At 71.3% G+C, this 21657-nt stretch carries 17 protein-coding genes; 6 read left to right on the forward strand and 11 right to left on the reverse strand.

Going from position 1 to position 21657, the window contains the following annotated elements:
• On the reverse strand, window positions 1-645 hold the full coding sequence (locus tag OG898_RS06870) for a biliverdin-producing heme oxygenase (RefSeq protein WP_250742853.1): 645 nt from the start codon (window positions 643-645) through the stop codon (window positions 1-3).
• Window positions 642-1811 (reverse strand): polyprenyl synthetase family protein, encoded by a 1170-nt coding sequence (locus OG898_RS06875; protein ID WP_266955621.1) that lies wholly within the window; start codon window positions 1809-1811, stop codon window positions 642-644. Before OG898_RS06875 ends, OG898_RS06870 begins: the two co-directional genes overlap by 4 nt.
• 214 nt (window positions 1812-2025) lie before the next feature.
• On the opposite strand from OG898_RS06875, the gene OG898_RS06880 reads away from it, so the two are divergent.
• A complete protein-coding gene (locus OG898_RS06880; RefSeq protein WP_250742855.1) occupies window positions 2026-2427 on the forward strand; it encodes a hypothetical protein in 402 nt (133 codons plus the stop codon).
• A gap of 271 nt (window positions 2428-2698) precedes the next feature.
• On the opposite strand, the gene OG898_RS06885 is transcribed toward OG898_RS06880, so the two are convergent.
• Window positions 2699-3142 carry a hypothetical protein gene (locus tag OG898_RS06885; protein ID WP_266955624.1) on the reverse strand — a complete coding sequence of 148 codons (444 nt, stop codon included), beginning with the start codon at window positions 3140-3142 and terminating at the stop codon, window positions 2699-2701.
• 146 nt (window positions 3143-3288) lie between these two features.
• On the opposite strand from OG898_RS06885, the gene OG898_RS06890 reads away from it, so the two are divergent.
• The 4 genes from OG898_RS06890 to OG898_RS06905 are packed head-to-tail and all read left to right on the forward strand — an operon-like array spanning window position 3289 to window position 7785.
• Window positions 3289-4368, forward strand: a complete 1080-nt coding sequence (locus OG898_RS06890) for a substrate-binding domain-containing protein (protein ID WP_250742857.1) — start codon at window positions 3289-3291, stop codon at window positions 4366-4368.
• Window positions 4369-4383: 15 nt separating this feature from the next.
• The gene (locus OG898_RS06895; protein WP_250742858.1) at window positions 4384-5577 is read left to right on the forward strand and encodes a toxic anion resistance protein; all 1194 of its coding nucleotides are present in this window, start codon (window positions 4384-4386) and stop codon (window positions 5575-5577) included.
• Window positions 5574-7193: a substrate-binding and VWA domain-containing protein gene (locus tag OG898_RS06900; protein ID WP_250742859.1), complete on the forward strand. Its 1620-nt coding sequence runs from the start codon at window positions 5574-5576 to the stop codon at window positions 7191-7193. The genes OG898_RS06895 and OG898_RS06900 overlap by 4 nt, the downstream gene beginning before the upstream one ends.
• A complete protein-coding gene (locus OG898_RS06905) occupies window positions 7180-7785 on the forward strand; it encodes a hypothetical protein (protein WP_250742860.1) in 606 nt (201 codons plus the stop codon). Before OG898_RS06900 ends, OG898_RS06905 begins: the two co-directional genes overlap by 14 nt.
• Window positions 7786-7870: 85 nt before the next feature.
• Here the strand turns inward: OG898_RS06905 and OG898_RS06910 are convergent, their stop codons facing one another.
• Window positions 7871-9730 carry a phosphoenolpyruvate carboxykinase (GTP) gene (locus OG898_RS06910; RefSeq protein WP_250742861.1) on the reverse strand — a complete coding sequence of 620 codons (1860 nt, stop codon included), beginning with the start codon at window positions 9728-9730 and terminating at the stop codon, window positions 7871-7873.
• Window positions 9731-9950: 220 nt separating this feature from the next.
• On the opposite strand from OG898_RS06910, the gene OG898_RS06915 reads away from it, so the two are divergent.
• Window positions 9951-10637: a hemolysin III family protein gene (locus OG898_RS06915; protein WP_266955628.1), complete on the forward strand. Its 687-nt coding sequence runs from the start codon at window positions 9951-9953 to the stop codon at window positions 10635-10637.
• 63 nt (window positions 10638-10700) lie between these two features.
• Here the strand turns inward: OG898_RS06915 and OG898_RS06920 are convergent, their stop codons facing one another.
• From OG898_RS06920 to OG898_RS06950, 7 genes are all read right to left on the reverse strand, one after another.
• A complete protein-coding gene (locus OG898_RS06920; protein ID WP_266955630.1) occupies window positions 10701-11105 on the reverse strand; it encodes a hypothetical protein in 405 nt (134 codons plus the stop codon).
• A gap of 84 nt (window positions 11106-11189) precedes the next feature.
• Complete coding sequence (locus tag OG898_RS06925; RefSeq protein WP_266955632.1) at window positions 11190-13607, reverse strand: galactose oxidase-like domain-containing protein; 2418 nt, start codon at window positions 13605-13607, stop codon at window positions 11190-11192.
• A gap of 50 nt (window positions 13608-13657) precedes the next feature.
• On the reverse strand, window positions 13658-14851 hold the full coding sequence (locus OG898_RS06930) for a glycosyltransferase family 2 protein (protein ID WP_250742865.1): 1194 nt from the start codon (window positions 14849-14851) through the stop codon (window positions 13658-13660).
• Between the two features lie 6 nt (window positions 14852-14857).
• Complete coding sequence (locus OG898_RS06935; protein WP_266960111.1) at window positions 14858-16405, reverse strand: glycosyltransferase family 39 protein; 1548 nt, start codon at window positions 16403-16405, stop codon at window positions 14858-14860.
• A gap of 164 nt (window positions 16406-16569) precedes the next feature.
• Window positions 16570-17904 carry a glycosyltransferase gene (locus OG898_RS06940; protein ID WP_250742892.1) on the reverse strand — a complete coding sequence of 445 codons (1335 nt, stop codon included), beginning with the start codon at window positions 17902-17904 and terminating at the stop codon, window positions 16570-16572.
• Between the two features lie 273 nt (window positions 17905-18177).
• The gene (locus tag OG898_RS06945; protein ID WP_266955635.1) at window positions 18178-20241 is read right to left on the reverse strand and encodes a thioredoxin domain-containing protein; all 2064 of its coding nucleotides are present in this window, start codon (window positions 20239-20241) and stop codon (window positions 18178-18180) included.
• An 81-nt stretch (window positions 20242-20322) separates the two neighbouring features.
• Entirely contained in the window at window positions 20323-21624 is a 1302-nt protein-coding gene (locus OG898_RS06950; protein WP_266955637.1) for a cation:proton antiporter, read from the reverse strand.
• Window positions 21625-21657: the final 33 nt, after the last annotated feature.

Here is a 21657-nt window from a genome sequence, read left to right on the forward strand (position 1 = left end):
CTACGCTTCGGCGGCGACGAGTCCGGTGGACAGGGCCGCCGAGATCGCGGCGACGTGGTGGTAGGCCCGCCCCACGGCGGCGAGCACCCGGTCCTGCTCGCCGGGGCCGGGGAGCGCCGCGTTCAGGCGCGCCGTGAAGCCGGCCCAGCGCTCGCGGTCGCCGCTGGCGTAGTACGCCACGCCGTCCGTGTCGCGCAGCCCGTAGGCCTCGGCGACGTACCGGCGCAGGATCGCGCCGCCGAGCGTGGAGCCCTCCAGTACGTAGAGGAACCCGAGCAGGGCCGGCGGGTCCGAGGCCGCGGCGGCGCGGATCTCCCGCGCGAGGGCGTCCGCCGGTGCGGCCGCGGTGGACGCCGGGAACACGCCGTCCTCGGCGAAGTGCATCAGGTCGCGGTCTATGCACGGGATCTTGACCAGGTCCGCCGACCACACCGAGGTGACGCACGGGTCCGTGGCGCGCGAGAGTTCGGCCTCCAGCGCCCCCAGGACCCGGCGGTAGGCGGCGAGCTGGTCGACGTACCGGTCGAGCGGGAGCGTCCCGGCGAGCATCGCGAGGGAGAAGGGCGTGCCCTCCAGGTCCTGGTGCCGTCCGCGGGTGCTCGCCCGGATGCGGTCGACGACCGTGTGGCAGTCCGTGGGGCTCATGCGCCGTCACCCTTCAGGAGCGTCGTGTGCAGCCGGTCGATGAGGTGGCCCTTGCGTTCGATCGTCACGTCGAAGTAGCGGGCGCTGTGCTCGGAACGGCACACGCCGCGCACCGCCTCCATCGCCGAGCGCTTCAGCTCCACCGCCTGCGCCGCGAGGAGGAGGAGCGTGCGGCGCAGCTCCGGATGACCGAGCACGAACTCCTTCAGCCGCGCCCCCACCAGCTCGCCCGACGCGCGCAGGCCGTCGGGCGCGGAGTCGAGCAGTTCGAGGAGGACCCGGTTGCTCAGCTGGCCGAAGTCCTCGTGGGTGGCGCGGCCGCCGAACTCGGGCACGAAGTCGGTCAGGTCGTTGAAGAGCTGGCTGGCCAGTCCGAGGTTGCGCATGGCCTCGTCCAGGACCCTGCGCTCGTCCTCCACCACGCCCAGGGCCGCCACCGCCGCGTCCAGCGGCATCCGGAACAGCGTGCCCGTCTTGAGCGCGGCCATCGACTCCCAGAAGGCCACCCGCTCGCCGCGGGGCGCGGCCGCCAGTTCGGCGCGGGTGAGCGCGGTGCGCGTGGAGACGTCGACGGCCTGGCCCGTGAGGCCCCGGCCGACCGACTGCAGGAGGCTCCGTACGACGGCCGGGTCGGCCGCGTGCTCCAGCGCCGCGGTGATCAGCAGGGAGCCCGTGTTGAGGGCGAGCGGGATGCCGTGCGTGACGTGGAGGGCGGGCTCGCCGTAGCGGATGCCGCTGCCGTCCTGGATGTCGTCGAGGGCGACCGCGGCCTTCAGCAGGACGCGCACCGCCACGGCCGCGCGGCGGACCGCGGCCAGGTCCGCCGCGGAGTCGTCCTCGCCGGCCGGGCCGGGGAAGCCCCGGTAGTTGCGGTAGGCCCAGAACACCATCGAGGGCCGCAGCGGGGCCCGGCCCGCGGGCGCTCCCGCGGTGGGGGCCAGGGCCTGCTGGCCCACCTTCGAGCCGACGGCGTCGGCGACCGGGGCGTACAGGGAACGCCCCAGCACCGCCTCGTACACCGATTGCGGTGCGGACGGGCCCGGCCGTGCGGGCGCGGTGGCCAAGGAGGCCAGGAAGGCCGCCAGGTCCTCCTCCAGGAGCGCCGCGTCGCTCCGTACCACTGCCTCTACGCCCGATGTATCCGATGCGTCCAGCGCATGCGACACGCCTGACGCGCCTTCGGCCCCAGCCATTCCGTCCCCCGAGCATCACGCCTGTCGGCCCGCACGTTCCGCACACGCGTGCACCGAAAGGAGAAGAGTGGGCGTTGCGCCCCGGCCATGACAAGACACATTCAAGCCGACACACAGGACCAAGATTCAGCTCAACTTTAGAACGGATCCAATGTAGGATGGTCCCCTGACCACGCAGGAGGCCCCCATGTACGAGCCGATTCGCACCAAGGCGGTCGACCCCCGCATAGGCGTCCACCGCAGCGACTACCCCCGCAGCAGCCGCGCCGAAGCCCTGGACATCCAGCTCGCCGGGCACCTCGCCGCGCTGCTCACCGTGACCGACGAGCTCGGCCTCGACGAGGCCGCCGCCGTCGTCGCCGCCCAGGTGACCCGCCTGCGCGGGACCGAGCCCGCCCGCGCACCGCAGCGGCCCGGCCGGGAGCCCGACGCCGAGGCCGCCGCCGCCGCGCTGCACCAGCGCGCCCACGATCTTGCCGCCCGCGCCCTGCTCGTCGCCGCGTCCCGCGCCGACACCACGGTCGCGATCCTCGCCGCCGAGCGCATGGACGCGCACGCCGCCGCGCTCGACCTCGTCGGCGCCCACTGACGGCCCCGGTCCGGGGCCGCGGAGGCTCCGGACCGGGCGCCATGCCCTGCGGGGCTTGAACGTGCAACCCGCTTCACCGCTGCCCGGTGGGCGCCCCGGCCCCGGTCGGCCGCGCAGGCCCCGCGCAGCGGGGTCGTCCCTGCGGGGCGAAGTCCCCTACCCGCCCTTCCACCGTTCCCCGGGCGCTGCCCGGACCCGCGCCTCAAACGCCGGCGGGGCTGGGGATGTGCGCGGCGCCGTTCCCGGGGGCCGGCCCCCGGACCCCCGCTCCTCAAACGCCGGAGGGGCTGAGAGTGGGCGGGTCCGGGGCGAAGTCCGCTGCTGCGATGCCGCACCAGGGGGTTGCGGCCGGGGGCCAGACCGGGCCGACTGCGTCGGCTCGCTCCGTCGCGGCCGGGGCGACGCCCGGGATCTTGACCAGCACCTGCGGGCCGCGGTCGGCGGGGCCCGGCACGGGCTGTTCACGGAACTCCACCGTGACCACGTAAGCGCCCGGCTCCGGGAAGCCGTTCACCGCCTCGACCGAGGCCACCACGCGGCGGCTCGCCGGGTCGATCCGGCAGTCGGTGATCCGTACGTCGTCCGGCGCGGCCCCCGCCGGACGGACCGCCGGCCGCCCGCCCGCCCATACGTACAGCCCCAGCGGGGCGAAGACCAGCAGTCCCGCCACGAACACCAGGGCGACCAACCAGCCCTGCCACTTCAACGCGCTCACGCCACCCATGGGACGATCCTCCCGGCCCGCCGCCCCGTGAACCAGCACCCCAGGGCCCACACAGCATTTCGAAGTGGGACCGCCTGGTCACCTCTCGTTCACTCAACTCCGCGCGGAATGTGGGTTTCCGCGAGCACTCTGCACCCGTGAGACGCATCCTAGGAATCGCCCTGGCGGTCCTCCTGGTCGGCGGCGTGATAGCCGTCATCGCCATCGGAGGACAGAAGCCGGAGGGCACGGCAACGAAGACCGTGCGTGGCGTCATCGGTTCGGAGAAGTCCGAGTTCTTCCGCGACCCCGACGTCGTCAAGGCCCTTGCAGACAAGGGCTACACCGTGAAGACCGAAACCTCGGGATCCTGGGCGATGGACCAACTCGCCCTCAAGGACTTCGACTTCGCCTTCCCCAGCAGCACTGAGCCGACCGAGGGGATCGAGGAGAAGGCGGGCGTGAAGGGCGCCCAGAACACCAAGCCCTTCTTCTCCCCGCTCGTCGTCATCGCCCGCTCCAACGCCGCCAAGGTGCTCAGCGAGCACGGCCTCGCGAAGATGAACGGCAAGAACACCGGCACCCTCCTCCTCGGCCCCTTCCTCAAGGCCGCCGCCGAGGACAAGAAGTGGCAGGAGCTCCAGGGCGGGACCAGCGCCTACCCCGAGCTGGCCGGCACGGTGTTCGTCAAGACCACCGACCCCAGCACCTCCAACTCCGGCGCGCTCTTCCTCGCCACCACCTCGAACGTCGCCAACGGCACGACCGTCGTCGCCAACGACGCCGACATCGACCGGACCGCACCCCTGATGAAGAAGCTGATCTCCGTCCAGGGCGCCCTGGAGCAGAGCACGGACGGCCCCTTCCGCGCCTTCATCAGCGGCAGCGGAGAACCTCTCATCCTGGCCTACGAGTCCCAGGTGGCCAGCCTCCTGCAGCAGAAGCAGGCTCCGGGCGACATGGTGGTCCTCTACCCCGACACCACCGTCAACTCCCCGCACACCTTCGTGCCGATCAGCGACAAGGCCAAGGAGCTCGGCTCCCTGCTGGCCACCGACCCGAAGCTGCGCTCGCTCGTGGTCCGCCACGGGTTCCGGCCGACGGAGGGGGTGGCCGAGTTCACCGCCGCCACCGCGCCGCACAGCGCGTACCTCAACTCGGGGCTGACCGGACTCCGTCAGGTCAGCGCACCGACCGTCAAGGTCCTGATGGCGCTGGCCGCGCGGGCCAAGGGATAGGGGGAGGACAACACCATGACACTGACACCGCCAGAGAACAGCCCGCTCGTCCTCACCGCTCCCGAACCCGTGGCCCCCGTCCGGCGGGAGCAGGCCTCCGGCCTGGTACCGCTCCAGGACGGGGTGCGCGAGGAGATGGCCCGCCGGGCCGGGGAGTACGTCGGCTCGCTGGCCGGCATCGACAGCCGCTCCCCCGAGTTCGCGAACCGCATCGGGGAGATCGCCGGCCTCGGCGCCGCCGACATCCGCGGCGCCGCCCAGCAGTCCAACCGCATGCTGGACCGGGCCGTACGCTCCCTCGGCACGGACGGCGGCGGCGACGCCCAGGCCCGCGTCGCGGGATCGCTGGTCGAACTGCGCCGCACGGTGGAGGACTTGGATCCGAGCGACAGCTCCACCGGCTCGGGCAGGGGCGTGCGCAAGCTCCTCTCCAAGCTGCCCGGCGGCAACAAGTTCCGCGACCACGTGGCCAAGTACGCCTCCTCGCAGGCCACCCTCAACCGGATCGTCGGCGCGCTGCGCGGCGGCCAGGACGAGCTGCGCCGCGACAACGCCGCCCTGCACACCGAGCGCGCCCGCCTGTGGGAGACCATGGGCAAGCTCCAGGAGTACGCGGTGCTCACCGAGGCCCTGGACGCGGCCGTCGAGCAGCGGATCGCCGACCAGACCGACCCGCAGCAGGCCGACGCGCTGCGCGTGGACGTGCTGTTCCCCGTACGGCAGAAGCACCAGGACCTGCTGACCCAGCTGGCCGTCTGCGCGCAGGGCTACCTGGCGATGGACGTGGTCAGGCGCAACAACGAAGAGCTGATCAAGGGCGTCGACCGGGCCGCGACCACGACGGTGTCCGCGCTGCGGATCGCCGTGATGCTGGCGCAGGCGCTGAACACGCAGGGCGAGGTCATCAAGCAGATCGACACCCTGCGCGACACCACGGAGGGCCTGATCCGCGGCAACGCGGAGATGCTGTCCACGCAGAGCGGGGAGATCCAGCGGATCGCCGCCGACCCGGCCGTCGGTGCGGAGACGCTTCGGACGGCCTTCGCCCAGATCTACAAGACGCTCGACACCATCGACACCTTCAAGGTGCAGGCGACCGAGAACATGGCCGCCACCGTGGAGTCCCTGACCGGCGAACTCCAGAACGCCTCCGCGTACCTGGCGCGCACCCGCACCGCGAGCGCCCTGGAAGGCGGCAACGACCGATGAGCATGCGAAGCGCTGTCATACGCAGACGGCTCGCCGCAGCGGTGGCGCTCGCCGCCACCCTGCTCGGGGCGAGCGCGTGCGCGGAGAACTCCGACCACCCGAAGCCGAAGCAGACCGAGTACCGGGAGGGCACGCTGCGCGTCCTGGCCTCCAGCGAGCTGTCCGACATGGACGAGGTGCTGAAGGCGGCGAAGGCCGCCACCGGGGTCGGCGTGGAGCTGACCATGTCGGGCACCCTCGACGCGGTCGAGCAGATCGCCTCCGGCAAGGCGGACGGCAAGTACGACGCCGTATGGCTCTCCTCCAACGACTACCTGCGGCTGCGGCCCGAGGCCGCGGGCAAGCTGTCGAGCGAGACCCCGGTGATGTCCTCGCCCGTCGCCCTCGGCGTGAAGCCCGAGGCACTGGCCCGGCTCGGCTGGAAGCCCGAGTCGGTGACCTGGTCGGCGGTCCACGAGGCCGTGGCCGGCGGGAAGCTGACGTACGGGATGACCGACCCGGTGCGCTCCAACTCCGGGTTCTCCGCGCTGATTTCGGTGGCCTCGGGGCTCTCCGGCGCACAGGCGGCGCTGACCGACGCCGACGTGGCGAAGGCGCAGCCGATGCTGAAGGGGTTCTTCACCGGGCAGAAGCTGACGTCCGGCTCCTCGGGCTGGCTGGCCACCGCGTACGCCCAGCGCGGGGACGTGGACGCGCTGGTGAACTACGAGTCGGTGCTGCTGTCGATGAACCGGGACGCGAAGACGAACCTGACGGTGATCCGGCCGCTCGACGGCGTGGTCACCGCCCACTACCCGCTGACCCTGCTGACCTCGGCCCCGGCCGGGGCCCGCGAGTCGGGGCGGGCGCTGACCGAGTACCTGAGCGGCGGCGAGGCGCAGAAGGCGATCACCGAGAAGACCTTCCGGCGGCCCGTCACGGCCGGGGTGACCCCGGCGGCCGGGCTGAACCCGGACAAGCGGCGCGAGCTCCCCTTCCCCGGCACCCGGTCGGTGGCGGACGGGCTGCTGGCCAGCTACGAGAACGAACTGCGCCGGCCCTCGCGGACGGTGTACGTGCTGGACACCTCGGGTTCGATGACCGAGGAGGACCGGATCGGCCGGCTGAAGGCGGCGCTCACCGACCTGACGGGGACGGGGAGTTCGGGCACCGGGGAGCGGTTCCGGGACCGTGAGGAGGTCACGCTGCTGCCCTTCGGCGACAAGGTGAAGAAGGTCCTGACGCACACGGTCGAGCCCGGCAATCCCGGGCCCGCCCTGGACGCGATCCGGGGGGACGTGAAGTCGCTGCAGCCCGACGGGGGCACGGCCATCTACAGCAGTCTGCAGGCGGCGTACCAGCAGCTCGGCAAGGGCAACGCGGACGCCTTCACCTCGATCGTGCTGATGACGGACGGCGAGAACACCGCGGGCGCCGGGGCCAAGCAGTTCGACGCCTTCTACGCGGGGCTGCCCGAGGCGCAGAAGCACACCCCGGTCTTCGCGGTGCTGTTCGGCGACTCGGACCGCAAGGAACTCGCCCACATCACCGAACTGACCGGCGGGCGCCTCTTCGACGCCACCGACGGCAACGGTTCGCTGGACGGAGCCTTCGAGGAGATCCGTGGCTACCAGTAGGGCACTGAAATACCTGGAGTCGAAGAAGAACCTGACCGGCAGCGCCTGCGGGCTGGTCGGGGTGGGCCTGACCCTCACCGGGGTGGCCGGCACGTACTGGCCGGTGGTGGTCGCCGGGCTGTACGGGGCGGGCGCGCTCGTCGCCCCGCCGGACGTGGCGGCGCCGCCGGTCCCGCCGGAGCCCGCCGAGCAACTGGGCTTCGTACGGGAGGACTTCGCGCGGCTGCAGGAGTACGTCGGCGAGGTGGACCTGCCGGCGGAGCCCGCCGAGGTGCTGACCGGGCTGCTGGAGCTGTACGCGGCGATGCTGGAGCCGGGCTGGGTGGCGGGGGTCCTGGCCGCCGACCCGGAGGCGGTGCACGCGCTGACCCGGGCCATCCGCACGGACGTGCCGGAGTGCGTGGACACCTACAACCGGACCCGCTGGTGGACCCGGCTCACGGCGGGCGGCGAATCGCCCGAGCGCCACCTGGAGCGGCAGCTGACGCTGCTGCGGGAGGAAGCGGAACGCATGACGGCGGACCTCCGTGAAACGGAGGCCCGCCGTCAGCAGACGCACACGACCTATTTGGAAGGCCGCAGGGAATCCTGAGTCGGGGAATCCCGCGTCAACCCGTGGCCGGGGACAGCCGGCCGCAGGAGTTCGGTGGGGGCGATGGCCCTCAGTGCGAGCTGGATCAGCCCAGGCGCTCGACGAGCGCCTCGTACTGGTCCCACAGCTCCTTCGGCGTGTGGTCGCCGTAGGTGTTCAGGTGGGCCGGGACCAGCGAGGCCTCGTCGCGCCAGACCTCCTTGTCGACCGTGAGCAGGAACTCCAGGTCGGCGGCGGGCAGGTCCAGGCCGTCGGTGTCCAGGGAGGCGACGGTCGGCAGGATGCCGATCGGGGTCTCCACACCCTCGGCGGTGCCGTCGAGGCGCTCGACGATCCACTTCAGGACGCGGCTGTTCTCGCCGAAGCCGGGCCACACGAACTTGCCCGCGTCGTTCTTGCGGAACCAGTTCACGTAGTAGATCTTCGGGAGCTTGGACTGGTCCTTGTCCTTGGCCACGTCGACCCAGTGACCCATGTAGTCGCCCATGTTGTAGCCGCAGAACGGCAGCATGGCGAAGGGGTCGCGGCGCAGCTCGCCGACCTTGCCCTCGGCGGCGGCGGTCTTCTCGGAGGCGATGTTCGAGCCGATGAAGACGCCGTGGTTCCAGTCGAAGGACTCGGTGACCAGCGGCACGGCGGAGGCGCGGCGGCCGCCGAAGAGGATCGCGGAGATCGGGACGCCCTTGGGGTCCTCCCACTCGGCGGCGATCGTCGGGCACTGCGAGGCCGGGACGGCGAAGCGGGCGTTCGGGTGGGCCGCCGGGGTCTCGGACTCCGGGGTCCAGGCGTTGCCCTTCCAGTCGATCAGCTGGGCGGGGGCTTCCTCGGTCATGCCCTCCCACCAGACGTCGGAGCCGTCCGGGGTGAGCGCGACGTTGGTGAAGACGGTGTTCGCGTACATGGTCTTCATGGCGTTGGCGTTGGTGTGCTCGCCGGTGCCGGGGGCGACGCCGAAGAAGCCGGCCTCGGGGTTGATCGCGTAGAGGCGGCCGTCCTCGCCGAAGCGCATCCAGGCGATGTCGTCGCCGACGGTCTCCACGGTCCAGCCGGGGATCGTGGGCTCCAGCATGGCGAGGTTCGTCTTGCCGCAGGCGGAGGGGAAGGCGGCGGCGATGTACTTCGCCTCGCCGGCCGGCGGGGTGAGCTTGAGGATCAGCATGTGCTCGGCGAGCCAGCCCTCGTCGCGGGCCATGACGGACGCGATGCGCAGGGCGTAGCACTTCTTGCCGAGCAGGGCGTTGCCGCCGTAGCCCGAACCGTAGGACCAGATCTCGCGGGTCTCGGGGAAGTGCGAGATGTACTTGGTGGTGTTGCACGGCCACGGCACGTCGTCCTGGCCCTCGGCGAGCGGGGCGCCGAGGGTGTGGACGGCCTTGACGAAGAACCCGTCGGTGCCGAGCTCGTCGAGGACGGCCTGTCCCATCCGGGTCATGGTGCGCATGGCGACCGCGACGTAGGCGGAGTCGGTGATCTCGACGCCGATCGCGGAGAGCTCGGAGCCCAGGGGGCCCATGCAGAAGGGGACGACGTACATCGTGCGGCCCTTCATGGAGCCGCGGAAGATGCCGCCCTCCTCGCCCTTGCCGGCGAAGCCCCCCTCACCAGTAAAGAGGGCCTTCATCTCGGAAGGGGCCTTCCAGTGGTTGGTCGGGCCCGCGTCCTCCTCCTTCTCGGAGCAGATGAAGGTCCGGTCCTCGACGCGCGCGACGTCGGAGGGGTCGGAGGCCGCGTAGTACGAGTTCGGGCGCTTGGCCGGGTCCAGCTTCTTGAAGGTGCCCTTGGAGACGAGCTCCTCGCAGAGGGCCTCGTACTCGGCCTCCGAGCCGTCACACCAGACGATGCGGTCAGGCTGGGTGAGGGCTGCGATGTCACCGACCCAGGAAATGAGCTCCTGGTGCTTGGTGGGGACGTCGGAAGTGGTGCCAGCCGCGATGTCGCGCGCCACGATCGCTCCTTGTTGAGGGGTTTGATTTGTGATTGCCCCGTGGGGGCCGCGACCCGGACGCTTCGCGCTCCGCTCATCCGGTGTCGACCGCACTCATCTGATCATCCGGTGCGTGTGCGCATATGTCCAGGGGGCCTCTCACGTGAGCATCGCCACTCCGGTCAATCTTCCGTAAAGCGCACTAACGGAAACCTACGCAACCGTAGGTAGCATGGCGGGCATGACTTCCGACGCCGCTGCCGTGGCCGCTCCGATGGTCGAAACCGCCGATCAGGAGACCAAGCCGCTCATGCGCGGCTGGCTCCACACCGGCATGTTCCCCGCCGTGGTGATCGCCGGCCTCGCCCTGATGGCCTTCACGGACTCGACCCGGTCCCGGGTCGCGTGCGGGGTGTACATCCTCACCGCGTGCCTGCTCTTCGGAGTCAGCGCCGTGTACCACCGCGGTACGTGGGGCCCGCGCGGCGAGGCGATCCTGCGGCGCCTCGACCACGCGAACATCTTCCTGATCATCGCGGGCACCTACACCCCGCTGACCGTGCTGCTGCTCCCCGACTCCACCGGGCGGACCCTGCTGTGGGCGGTCTGGATCGCGGCCGCGGCCGGCATCGCCTTCCGCGTCTTCTGGGTCGGCGCCCCGCGCTGGCTGTACACGCCCTGCTACATCGCCATGGGCTGGGCGGCGGTCTTCTTCCTCCCCGACTTCATGCGCACCGGCGGCATCGCCGTCCTGGTGCTGGTCGTCGTCGGCGGGCTGCTCTACAGCGTCGGCGGCGTCATCTACGGCATGAAGCGCCCGAACCCCTCCCCGCGCTTCTTCGGCTTCCACGAGGTCTTCCACTCGCTGACCCTGGCCGCCTTCGTCGCCCACTACGTGGGCATCTCGATCGCCGCCTACCAGCACTGAGCCGTCTCCTCCGGACCGTGCGGGGCGGCCGCCCGCGGCGCCGCACGGTCCGAAAGGGGTGACTCAGGGCTTGCCGTGGCCGTGGCCGTGGCCGCCGACCGTCACGCGCCCCACCCTGTTCCCGACCAGCTCCGTGAACCACATGTTCCCGTCGGGACCCTTCGCGATGTGGAACGGCGAGTTGTCCAGGTTGGGGGTGGGCAGCGGGAACTCGGTGAGCTCGCCCCGCGGGGTGATGCGGCCGATCTCGTGGTCGAGGCCGCCGCCGTCGGTGAACCAGAGGTTCCCGTCCTCGACGATTCTCCCGACGGGATTCGCATCGGATCCGTCGTCTCCACCCGTCCCGTGCTGCCCGGCGAAGGCCGGGGCGGGCACGCTGAGCAGGGTGCAGGCGAGCAGGACGGCGAGGCGCCGCCACCGGGCCGGAGCTCGGTGGCGGCGCTGGCTGGGCAGGGTGGTCTCGGGCATGGGCCCAAGGTAGAAGGAACGTCCTATTCCGGATGGCTTTGACGGGCTGTCAAACGGGTGCGCCTACCCTCCCCGCCCGGGTGCTCAGCAGGCGTATCCGTCACCGTCCGGGTCCAGGCGGAGCGGATCGCTGCCGTTGACCTTCAGGCGCGCCGGGTACTTGTGGGCGGCCAGCCAGTCGCAGCGGGCCTTCGTCGTCGCCTTCACCTCCGCCGGGAACCGCGTGGGCACGCACACGTTGGCCGTGCCGTAGTGCCGGTCGCAGCCGGCCACGTTCGGGGCCACCGGGGCCGAATCCCGCTTCGCGGGGTTCTGCTTCGGAGCCGCCAGCTCGCTCGCGAAGGTGTGCTCGTGCGCGGACGGAGGCTCGGCGGTGGCCGCCAGGGCCGACGGGCCGCCCAGGTGCACCCACTTCGCGATCGACGGGATGCCGTTCGCGTCGACCGCGAAGAGCATGTACCAGCCGGGCGGAGCCAGGTTCGGGTTGCTGGTGACGTTCAGGTCGATGGTGGTGCCGTTGACGACCGTCAGCGGCAGGTCCACGAACCGCTGGTTCGGGTCCGAGGAGTGGGTGACCGCCGCCGGACGGATCAGCTCCGCCTTGGCGACCGCCCGGTTGACGGTGATCCGCTGCGTGTCCCCGTACGTCCACTGGTTGTCGATCACCGAGGTGATCTGCGGGCGCGCCCCCTTGAAGAGGTACGGCGGGGTGTAGATCGACACGTTGTGGTTGTACGTGCCGTTGCCCGGGTTGTCGCCGACCGACATGACGCGGCCGTCCGGCATCAGGAACGACGCCGAGTGGTACGTCCGCGGGATCGGGTCGGTGGCCAGGCCCGCCTGGTAGGTGTTGGTGGTCGGGTCGAAGAACGAGGCCTCGTACACCGGGTCGGCCCGGTCGTGCAGCCCGCCGCCGGTCTCCAGCACCTTGCCGTCGGGCAGCAGCACCGCGGACACGAACATCTTGCCCTCGGCGCCGGTCTGCGGCCGCTTGCCCTGGCCCTGGTCGACCAGGCCCTGGGGGATGTCCGGGCCGGCCGTGTAGGCGGGGCTCGGCTTCTTCAGGTCGATGATGTCGGTGAGCCGGTTCGCCGCCGGGTTGCGCTCGTTGTTGCCGCCGCCGATGGTCAGGACCCGCTGGTCCTGTGCCGGGGGCAGCAGCACGCTCGCCGACTCGTCGCGCTCGTCCTTGTTCCGCAGGCCGGGTACGTCGGTGATGGTGTTGGCGTTGTAGTCGTAGACGGAGGCGCCGGTGCCCGGGGTGCCGTTGCCGAAGGTGTGGCTGCCCGAGTAGAAGAGCCGTCCGTCCTGCATGAGGATCATCGACGGGTACAGGCCCCAGTACGACCAGGTCTGGTTGACCTCGTTCATCGGCAGCCACTGGTTCTGCGCCGCCGAGAACTTCTCCGCGGTCACGTTGCCCGTGGAGTCCTCCTTCAGCCCGCCGAAGGAGATCACGTCACCGTTGCCGAGGATCGTCGCGGACGGGTACCAGTGCCCGCCGTTCATGTCGTTCGTCTTCGTGTACTTCTCGGTCGCCGGATCGAAGGTGTACGAGTCCTTCAGCCCCTGGTAGCCGATCGTGCCGTCCGCCGAGGGATAGCCCTTGTTGCCGCTCATCACCAGCACCCGGCCGTCGGCCAGCTGCACGTGGCCGGAGCAGAACATGTCCACGGGCGTCGGGATCGTCTTGAACGAGCCGTTCGCCGGGTCGTAGACGGCGGAGGTGAAGGTGCCCGCGTTGAACTGGGCGATGTCGTTGCCCGAACCCGCGATCAGCAGCACCTTGCCGTTCTTCAGCACGACGGCGTGCATGGAGCGCACCGGGTTCTTGGCGGCGATCACCTCCCACTTGCCCTTCGCGCACTCCGTGGCCGTGCCCGTGCAGGTGGGCGTCGGCGGGGTGACGCCCACCTCCTCCAGCGCGTAGTCGTCGGTGGTGAGCGTGCCCACGCCGTAGACGGACAGGCCCCACACGATCTTGTCGGTGTTGGGCGGGACGGCCGGCGTACGGACCGAGGTGCGCGCCCACGCGGCACTGACCGGGGGATTCTGCAGGTCGGTCCAGTACTGCCAGCCGGCCACCGTGTCGTGGCGGAACACCGTCACCGACACGTCCGGGGTGTTCGACTTGTACCAGGCCGAGAGGTCGTACTGCTTGCCCGGCACGACCGTCGGGGCGCAGGTGCCGTTCTCGGTGACCAGGGCCTTGCGGTCGCCGTCCACCCGGCGGGTGAGCGAGACCTTCATGGCCTTGGTGCCGGAGTGCGCGTCGGCGACGGTCGCGAAGGTGAAGTCGTTGTCGCCCCAGCCGGACTTGGACCAGCAGGACGGCATGTCGGAGCCGGCCGGGCCGGCGGTCTCGAAACCGGGGTTGGTGAGCAGGTTGGGCGGTCCGGCCGTGGCCTGCTGCGGCGCGGTCAGCAGCAGGCCCGCGGTCATCGCCCCGACGGCCAGCAGGGCGGCCCGCCACCTTGCCCTGCCCCGGATCTTCCTTCGCATGGGGAGCATCCCTTCGTGCGGCTCAACGCGTGCGGTTCAAGTGGTGCGGCTCAACTCGCGGGCGTGCGGCCCGCCTTGCGCGGGAGGTAGACGAGCGCCTCCGTCGCCGCGAAACGCAGGACGAAGGTGGTGACCAGGGCGAGCGCGGTCGCGGACAGGACCCCGAAGCCCCACGTGCCGACGAACACCGCGATCAGCGGGATCCGCAGCAGCAGATCGGCATTGGCCAGCAGCGTGAAGCGCCCGAGGCGATCGGCCCAGTGGCGGTGCCGGCGCCGGTCGCGGAACAGCAGGGTCTCGATGAGGAGGAAGTTCCACAGCACTCCGGCCTGGTTCGCCACCACCTCGGCGAGCAGGTAGTTCATGCCGGTGTGCGTGAGCATCCACAGCGCGGCCAGGTTCGGGACGAAGCCGGAGAGCCCGACCAGCCCGAAACCGATCATGCGGGCCAGCGGGGTCGCGGAGCGCAGCGAGGCCAGGTGGGTGAGGAAGCGCAGGCCCTCGCGGGCGGTGGACTTCGACTCCCCCGAGAAGCGGTCCTGGAAGACGAAGGGCACCTCGGCCACCCGCGCCGGCCGGCAGCGCACGGCCAGCTCCAGCAGGATCTTGTAGCCCAGCGGCTTCAGCGCCTCCTCCGTGACCGCCGAGCGGCGCATCGCGAAGAACCCGCTCATCGGGTCGCTGATCCCGCGCAGGGCGCGCGGGAAGAGCCCCTTGGTCAGCCAGGTCGCTCCGCGCGAGACGGCGATCCGGTAGCTGCCGGCGAGCCCGGCCCGGCTGCCCCCGGCGATGTAGCGGGAGGCCACGACCAGGTCGGCGCCGGTGCGCGCACCCTCCCCGACGAGCTCGGGGACCAGGTGGGGCGGGTGCTGGAGGTCGGCGTCCATGACGACGATCCAGTCGGTGTCCGCCCGGCCGATCCCCTCCACGACGGCCCCGCCGAGCCCGCCGTCGGGGCTCTCCCGGTGCAGGACCTCCACCGGGAAGGCGCATTCCAGGGCGGCCTTCTCGATGACGGCCGGGGTGTCGTCCGTGGAGTCGTCGACGAACAGCACCGACACGGGCAGGTGGGCGGGGAGCGCGGCGGCCAGCCTGCTCAGCAACTCGTCGATGTTTCCCGACTCGTTGAAGGTCGGGATGATGAGGGTGACGCTACCGGGGGCGGGCGCCTCGACTGCGGCCTCCGGCAGGTGCGGGGCGCTCGGTGCGTGCAGGGCGTGCGGGGTCCACAGGTCTTCGCTCATGCCGGATCAACTCCCGTTGACGGTGCGGGCCGTGGCCGTGGAATCGGCGCTGTCCGTACGCCGGATCTCGATGCGGTCCTCGCCCTCGCCGAAGACGGCGACCGGTGTCGAATGCTCCAGCGCGGCCTTCACGTTGGGCAGTTGCGCCGCGTCGCGCCGGACGGTGGGCGAGGAGACCACGTAGTCGATGTCCCGCCAGCCGCCCGGCAGGGTCTTGGTGACCGCCGGGTCCAGGTCGGCCTTGTAGAACCAGATGGCGCCGAGCCCCGGGTCGAACCCGTGGTGGACGGCGTCCAGCCACAGCGCGTCGTCGACCAGCACCCGGGTCGTGGCGGGCTCGCGCACCTCGCGCCCGAGCCAGGCCGCGGCCTGCCGGTACGGGGCGTTGGCGTCGACCGTGAGGGCCGTGCGGTTGCCGTCGTACCAGCGCGGCAGGAGGTACAGGGCGGCCGACGCGGCCAGGACGCCGATCAGCGCCCACCGCCCGTAGGCCAGGGCGCGCCGCTCCCCCGGCGCACGGCGGCGGCGCAGCACGGCGTGGGTGACGCTGGCCGCGCCCCCGGCGAGGACCAGCGCCAGGAACGGCAGCGCCTGGATCACGTACATCGCCGGGAGGTAGCCGGAGGGCCGCAGCGCGACGAGGCCGAGGATGACCACGGCCAGCGCCGGGCCGGCGAGCGCCCGGGCGGTGACCGACCAGCGGATGGTGACGAGGAGCAGCACCGCGCCGGCCAGGCCGCCGAGCGGCAGCACGGTGTCGTAGTACAGCCAGGACTCGAAGACCCCGTGCGAGCCGGAGCCGGGGTCGAGGATGAAGCCGGAGCCGGCCCGGCCCATCTGGTAGACGATCCCGCCGATGAGGGAGACGTGGCCGGAGCCGGGCAGCAGCTCGGCGTTGAGCAGCGCGTACAGGGGGTACGTGACCCCGATGAGCACGCAGGCGGTGATGGCTCCGGTGACGGCGAACTTGCGGGTGTCCCGGTGGCTGTGGCGCCACATCGTCACCAGCAGCGCCGGGAGCACCACCAGCATCGTCTCCTTGGTCAGCACGGCGGTGGCGGCCGCCAGTCCGGAGGCGAAGTGGTGCCGCAGGTGGCGGCTGGGGGACGCGGCGAGGCAGAAGGCCAGCAGCATCCACATCACGGCGATGTTGTCGAGGAAGATCTCCCGCTGGAGCACGACGGAGAGCGGGGAGAGTCCGAACAGGCCCATGGCGAGACCGGCCGCCCAGCGCGGCAGCCAGAGCCGGCGCGCGAGCACGTACAGCAGGACCGCGCTGGCGGCGGACACGGCGAGCATGGAGAAGCGCATCGGCGCGACGGTCATCGACTCGGGCACGAACAGGGACGGCAGGTACGTCAGGCCCGCTATCTGGATCCAGCCGAGCGGGGGATGGTCGTACCAGTAGGTGTAGTGGGCCAGGCCCTTGCCCTGCTGGACGGCCCAGGCCTGCGCGAGGTAGGTGCCCTCGTCGTCGCTGAGGGTCGGGAAGTTCGTGATGTTCCAGCCCTGCACGAGGAGGATCACCAGCAGCAGCGCACCGCAGAGCAGCAGGTCGGGGCGGGAGGAGCGGAAGCGGACGAGCGGCCGGACGGGCGCGGGCGGGCGGACCCCGAGGCCGCCGGTCCGCTGGCGCGGGATGAGGGCGGCATCGGCGGCGGCGGAGTCGGTGGCTGTCGTACCGGGCGCGGGCTCAGTAGCCGTGGGCAGGGTGGCGGTCACCGGGGGCTGTCCTCTCGGGTGAGGGTCTTCGGGCTGCTCGGACTGCTCGGACTAGCAGGGAGGGCGCCGGACGGGGACGCGAGGTGGGCTCCGGTGTGGCTCGTGAGCTCCCACTCGTTGCGTCCGCGCTGCTCGCGCCAGACCGCGCGGATCGCGGCGCCGGCCAGCATCACCTGGTAGAACGGGCCGCCGACCACGAGCTTGACGTAGTGCAGGAAACGCACCCGCAGCCCGTACTGGCGGCCGAAGTCGTGCAGGCCGACCACTTCGAAGACGAAGGTCGCGATCGCGGTGATCATCGGCAGGAAGGTGACGATCGCGACGCCGACGGGCACGTCGAGGAAGACCGCCACGGCGAAGTTCACCGGGATGATGACCCCGGAGGTGGCCTGCATGAACGGGGACATGAGCGTGTAGCGGGCCAGCCAGCGCTGGCCGCGGCCGGGCAGCTGCTGCCAGTCCTTCTTGCGGTAGACCTGGAGGAAGCCCTGGTTCCAGCGGGTGCGCTGCTTGAGCAGGCTGACCAGGGAGCCCGGGGTCTCCTCGCGGGTGACCATGTCGGAGTCGTAGGCGACGACGACCTTCTTGCCGACGGAGGACAGCCGCACGCCCAGGTCGCAGTCCTCGGCGAGGCAGTTCGGGTCCCAGCCGCCGGCCTCGCGCAGAACCTCGGTGCGCACGAAGACGGTGTTGCCGCCGAGCGGGATGAAGCCCTTCTCGGCGTGCAGGTGCAGCCGGGAGCGGAACCAGAAGAAGTACTCCAGGCAGTTGCGCAGGCTGTACCAGCTGGAGTGGAAGTTGATGAGCTGGACCCCGCCCTGGACCACGTCGGCGTCGGTGGCGCGGAAGGCGTGGTCCACGTGGGACAGCAGCTCGGGATGGACCTGGTCCTCGGCGTCGAAGACCCCGACGATGTCGCCCCGGCAGTGCGGGAGGGCCGTGTTGAGGGCCTTCGGCTTGTTCTTGACCTCGTGGTGGTCGGTGACGACGCGTACGAGACCGGGCGCACGGGCGGCGGCGCGCTCGGCCACCTCGGCGGTCTCGGGGTCGTCGTGGCCGACGATCACGATGATCTCGTAGTCGCGGTGGCTCGATTCCAGGAGCCGCTCGATGGTGTGCTCCAGGACCGCCTGCTCGTGGCGGGCGGGGAGCAGCAGGGAGAAGGCCAGCCGGCCGCCGCCGTCGGGGCGGTCGAAGCGGGTCGAGGCGAGCGTCTCGGGCGTCCGCCACGCGTGCATCTGCCACCAGAGCGTGAACGCCGCCATCCAGAAGAGCGCGAGCGATACCACACAAATGAACACGGATATGAACAAAGCGTCCCCCCACAACATGCCGCGACCCCAGGCGGCGATCCCCAAACCCCCCGGGGACGGGCGCGTACGGCAGGCTCCCCAGCCGGCCGTCCTCGCCCTGCCCCCGATTCCCCCGCGTGCGCAACCCCCGGTGCGCGCTACCCCGGCGCACCCTGGCGCCGACAGTGACCGATCAGTGACTCCGAAGTCATGAGACTAGGCAGGGAATATGACGCGTAGGCGCTTTCGAGATAAAAACCACGTTGCCGAACTGACCTTGAAGCAAACGGAATTGACGCTACTCCATTGCTTTCAGGGATGAATCGTACCCAACTGGTCCGCCAGCTCGACCGGATCGGTCGTAGGCCGCGCGCAGACGAAATGTCGACAGACATACGCCGTCGGGAGGTCGCGCACCAGCGTGCGCTCGGCCAGAAGGGGGAACTCCCCACCACTGCCGTCCGCCGCCCCCGGCAGACCCGTCGCCACGACCGCCCCCGGAGCCGTCCCCAGCAACGCGACCCGGTGCAGCTCCGCCCGCGCCGGATCCTCCGGATGACCCACCACGGCGACCTCGCGCGGCCCGTCGACCAGCGCCTCGGCGACCGCCAGCCCGTGCCCGATGAACCGCGGAGCACGCGGCCCGAGCGCGTGCACCACGCCGAGCGCCCGCTCGGCCGCCGTGCGGTGCGCCTGCGATCCGGTGTGCGCGGCGTACGAGAGCAGCGCGCCGGCGGCGGCCGTCCAGCCGGAGGGGGCCGCGGTGTCGGTCGGGTCCTGCGGGCGCCTGATCAGCTGCTCCGCATCGTGCGCGGTGTCGTACAGCGAGCCGTCCTCGGCGGTGAACCGGTCCAGGACCAGATCGACGAGGAACCCGGCGAATTCCAGCCAGACCCCTTCACCGGTGACGGCCCCCAGCGCCAGGAACCCCTCGGCGACGTCCCCGTAGTCCTCCAGCACCCCGGCGTTGACCCCGACGGCCCCGTCCCGGCTCGTCCGCGCGAGCCGGGCCCGGCCGGCTGCCGCGTCGAAGTGCACCCGCACGAGCAGATCGGCGGCCTCCGTGGCCCGCTCGACCAGGTCGGGCCGGTCGAAGAAGGCCCCGCACTCGGCGAGGGCCGCGATGGCCAGCCCGTTCCAGGCGGCGACGATCTTGTCGTCCCGGCCGGGCGCGGGCCGCTCCTGCCGCGCGGCGAGCAGCCGCTCCTTGAACCCGGCGAGCCGCTCGTCCCCGATGTCCGGGCCCTGCACGGGCAGTTGGAGGACCGACATGCCGTGCTCGAAGGTCCCTTCCTCGGTCACCCCGAAGCAGGCGGCGGCCAGGTCCCCGTCCTCCTCCCCCAGCACCTCGCGCAACTGGGCGGGGGTCCAGGCGTAGTAGACGCCCTCCACGTGCTTGCCGGTCTGCGGGTCCTCGCTGTCGGCGTCCAGTGCGGAGGCGAAGCCGCCCTCGTGGGTGCGCAGTTCGCGCACCATGAAGTCGGCGGTCTCCAGGGCGACCCGCCGCGCGAGCTCGTCCCCGGTGCTGCGCCACAGGTGGGCGTAGACCCGGCAGAGCAGCGCATTGTCGTAGAGCATCTTCTCGAAGTGCGGAACGACCCACTCCCGGTCCACGGAGTACCGCGCGAACCCGCCCCCGAGCTGGTCGTAGATCCCGCCCCGGGCCATGGCCCCGCACGTGTCGACGGCCATCTCCAGCGCCCCCTCGGACCCGGTCCGGGCGTGGTGGCGCAGCAGGAACTCAAGCACCATGGACGGCGGGAACTTCGGCGCCCCGCCGAACCCGCCGCGCGTGGAGTCGTACTCCCGCACCAGCCCGAGCAGCGCCTGCGCGAGCTCCTCGGGCCCGGGGGTGCCGGCCTTCCCGTAGTCGAGCTGCCGCCCCGCGAGGTCCCGTACGATCCGCTGCGCGACCTCCGCCACCTCCTCGGGCCGCCCGACCCACGCGGTGCGCACGCCTTCGAGCACCTGCATGAAGGAGGGCATCCCGTGCCGGGGCTCGGGCGGGAAGTAGGTCCCGAAGTAGAACGGCTCGGCGTCGGCCGTCAGGAACACGGTCATGGGCCATCCGCCCTGGCCGGTGGCGGCCTGCACGGCCTCCATGTAGACGGCGTCGATGTCGGGCCGCTCCTCGCGGTCGACCTTGACGTTGACGAAGTGCTCGTTCATGTAGGCCGCGGACAGCTCGTCCTCGAAGGACTCGTGCGCCATGACGTGGCACCAGTGGCAGCTCGAATAGCCGACGCTGAGCATCACCGGCACCCCGCGCTCCCGTGCCTCCGCGAAGGCCTCCGGGGACCAGGGCCACCAGTCGACGGGGTTGTCGGCGTGCTGGAGCAGATACGGCGAGGTCTCGTTCGCGAGGCGGTTCGGCATGGGCCCATCCTCCCGTACGGATCTCCGCGGGCCGCTCTCCCCTCCGCGCTTCGTGCCGGTCGTGTCCTGCGCGGGCCGGCCTCAGCGGGCCACGGCCCGTCCCCCCTGCTTGAGGGGAAGGGAGCGCCGCTGGGCGGCCATGCGGTCGATGAGGGTGAGGGCGGGCGCCGTCAGCACCGTGGTGACCAGCGTCATCACCACCAGCATGGCGAACACGGTGGGCGTGATGATCCCCAGTTCCAGTCCGACACCGAGCACCACGAGCTCGGTCAGTCCCCGGCAGTTCATGAGGGCGCCGAGCGAGAGCGCCTCCTGCCAGCCGAGCCCGGTCACCCGGGCCGCACCCGTGCTGCCGGCCCACTTGGAGACGGTCGCCACCGCGATGATGACGGCGCACCAGCCCCACAGGCCCGGCTCCGCCCCGATCAGCCGGAAGTCGGTCTTCAGTCCGGAGTAGGTGAAGAACAGCGGCAGCAGGAGCACCACGGTGAAGCCCCGCATCAGCTCCACGGCCGCCGCCTGGGCCGCACCGCGAGGAACGACGGCGCCGAACAGGAAGGCCCCGAAGATCGGATGGATGCCGATCCAGTCCGTGGCGAACGACGCCAGCAGGATTCCGGTGAGGAGCAGCGGCAGGACGGTGATTCCCTCACCCAGCCGGTCCGCGTGCCGCTCGGCCAGCCGGGCCAGCAGGGGGCGCAGCCCGTACATCATCGCGAAGATGAACACGGCGGTCAGGGCGACGGTGGTGACCACCCCGGTCAGGGAGGTGTCGTGGCCCAGGGCCGTCGCCAGGGCGAGCAGGCACCAGGCGGTGATGTCGTCGACGGCGGCGCACGTGAGGGCGAGTGCCCCGACGGGGGTGCGGTCCATCTTCCGGTCCGTGAGGATCCGTGCGAGCACCGGGAAGGCGGTGATGCTCATCGACAGGGCCATGAAGAGCGCGAACGCCGGGAACCCGATGCCGGTGTCGGCGAAGCGCCCGTACATCGCCACCGCGAGGAGGATCCCGCCGGCCATGGGCACGGCCACGCTCACGTTGCTGACCAGGGCCGCGACCTTGCCGCGGCTGCGGACCTGCGCCACGTTCAGCTCGTATCCGACGAGGAACATGAAGAGGACCAGGCCGATCTGGGCCAGTGAGTTGACCACGGGCAGCAGGTTCGCGGGAAAGAGCCACCGCTGTCCCTCGGGCCAGACGGCTCCGAGGAGGGAGGGGCCCAGCGCGATACCGGTCATGATCTCGCCGATGACCGGGGGCTGCCCCAGCCGCCTGCAGAGGTGGCCTGCCGCGCGGCAGGCGACCATGATCAGGGCGATCATCAGGAAGAGGTGGGACAGGGAAGATACAGCGGGCAGATCCAGTGCGAGCTCAGTCGGCATCGGCGTGGCCTCCGTTCTGTGAAGCGTCGGTTG

It is taken from the genome of Streptomyces sp. NBC_00193, assembly GCF_026342735.1.
In the GTDB taxonomy this organism is placed as follows: Bacteria; Actinomycetota; Actinomycetes; order Streptomycetales; family Streptomycetaceae; genus Streptomyces; species Streptomyces stoeckheimensis.